This is a genomic window from Williamsia sp., from assembly GCF_016462415.1.
In the GTDB taxonomy this organism is placed as follows: Bacteria; Actinomycetota; Actinomycetes; order Mycobacteriales; family Mycobacteriaceae; genus Williamsia_A.
The window spans coordinates 1-2,240 of sequence record NZ_JAEMTF010000217.1 but is presented as its reverse complement, the minus strand read 5'-3'; the positions used below and the strand labels follow the sequence as shown (position 1 = coordinate 2,240).

Here is a 2,240-nt window from a genome sequence, read left to right as displayed (position 1 = left end):
TGCCGGTGTGTCCGTCGCGGCTGATCGTCATGCCCGGCTGCGGTGCGACGATCTCTGCAAATCGCGGGTCGCCGGACAGATCGCGGCCGATCTGCTCGAACACCGCCTGCATCGAGGGATCGGTCACCGTTGCCGAGTCGGAATGGACAACGACCTGCACTGCCGATGACGCGTTGCCGCCGAAGTGCTGTTGGGCGAGGTCGCGGACCTGAACCGATTCCGATCCGTTGGCCTGCCATCCCGCACCGGCCAACGAGGAGAACACCGATGGCGCGAACGCGCCGAGGACGATGATCGCGGCGAGCCACGTCCCGAACAGGATTCGGCGGTGCCCGGTCCCCCAGCCGGCGATGCGGCCGAGAATGCCTGCACGGGAATCGCGTTCGGGCGTCGAGTCGAATGCGGTGCGGGTCGTGTCGGTACTGGTCATCGGTTTCGTCCTCTGGAGTCGAGATACGAACGAGATGGCGGGTTGGTCGGCGTACCGCTGAGCCGTCGCGAGGTCGCCCGCGCGAACGGGCTGGCCGGGTCCACGAGGCAATCGATTCGGTGTTTCATAACGACAACATACCCCGGGGGGTATCTACGTCAACACCCTGTGGTTCAACACACGTCTCGAGGGCGTGATGGAGGGAAGGGGTCTGATACCGGCGATCAGCCGAGTGTCGGCAGCAGCGACTCGCGCGCCAACAGCTCGGGCATGCCGGTCGCCGGAACCGCCTCGGACCAGTAGAAGCCCTGCCCGCGGCGCACACCGATCTCGTGTGCGAGCCGGGCCTGCTCGGCGGTCTCGATCCCCTCGATGATCAGGTAGATGCCGAGGCGTTCGGCGAGGGTCGCCAGCGCGGAACCGAGCGCGTGGCCGACCGAGGTCTGCAGTGCTGCACCGATACTGCGGTCGGCCTTGAGTCCGTCGAACGCAAGACTGAGCAGATGTTTGGCGGGGAGCCAGTCGCCACCGATGTCGTCGAGTATCACCGTGTACCCACGCTCACGGAGCGCGTCGACGACGTGGGCGTCGATCAACGCCCGCGTGGGGACGGTGGTCGTCTCGGTGACCTCCAGGATGACCGAACTCGGCTCGGCGCCCACCTCCTGCACGACGGCATCGATCCGGTCGACACAACCGCGGCGGTAGAAGTGGTGCGCGGAGAAGTTCACCGTCACCATCAGATCGTCTGCCGCGGCACCGGTCTCGATCCAGCGGAGGAGATCGATCAGCGAACGTCGCAGCATGACCAGATCGAAATCGATGATGAGCTCGGTGTTCTCGATACGCGGCAGGAAGGCGTCCGGAAGGGTGGTCACCCCATCCGGTCGGCTCCAGCGCGCCAATGCCTCGGCCGCGTACAGCCGGTTGGTGTCGAGGTCGACGATGGGCATGTACCAGGGCGCGATGTCGCCGGAGTCCACGGCGTCGGTGATGTCGGTGACGGTGAGCGATGAATCACGAATATCGCGCGCGGCCAGAATCTCCCGCGCAGACCGACCCACCTCGAGGGCCTGCTCGGCCAGCATCGCGTACTGACGCAGAGCGGCGAGGTCTACATCGGCGCCCAACGGGATCAGGCCCATGACACACAGCGTGCCGATCGGCAATCCCTCGCGACCGATGATGGGAACACCGATATAGGAACGAAAACCGGCGTGCTCCACAAGTTTTGCGATGTCGCGGCGAGCCGTGTCGGCGAGGACGTCGCCGATGACGACAGGTGCGGCATCATCGACGACGGTCGCGCAGATCGATTCGGGCACGGGAACGCTCGTGCCGGCGAGTTCCATTCCGTGGGCGACGATCGTCTGCTGCGCCGACGCGCCGACGACATTGACCATGGCCAGCGGGACCCGCATGGCCTGCGCCGCCAGATCGACCACGGCCTGCAGGGCATCGCTGGGGGTGAGACCCTCGTACTTCGCCGCCGATCGTTCACGGCGGGCTTCCTCCACCACTGCCGCGCCCCCTCGTTGTCGTGCCAGGCTACCGCTGATCACGCACCACGTACGGGGCTCGGAGATCTAGGAGTCGCGGTGCGACTCGTCGGACCCCCGGGAGTCGTCCTGAAGGTCGTTCGTGCGCTCGCTGCTCTCGTGGCGTCGAAGTTCCGCGAGGTCGATGGACAACCCGCTCTGGGGGTCATAGACAAGTCGGCTCGAGTTGCTTCGTTGCTCACTCATGTACCGATCTTCGCGCAACCACCGACAGGGCGTCTACCACCTCGAATCATCTCAAATCGCGGCCT

General features: G+C 65.7%; 1 protein-coding gene and 1 pseudogene. Both read right to left on the bottom strand.

Annotated features, from left to right (window positions below; genetic code table 11):
* A pseudogene (locus JHC79_RS23485) lies at positions 1-430 on the bottom strand (MMPL family transporter); the annotation flags it as partial.
* 224 nt (positions 431-654) lie between these two features.
* The gene (locus JHC79_RS23480) at positions 655-1,950 is read right to left on the bottom strand and encodes an EAL domain-containing protein (RefSeq protein ID WP_296395468.1); all 1,296 of its coding nucleotides are present in this window, start codon (positions 1,948-1,950) and stop codon (positions 655-657) included.
* Positions 1,951-2,240: the final 290 nt, after the last annotated feature.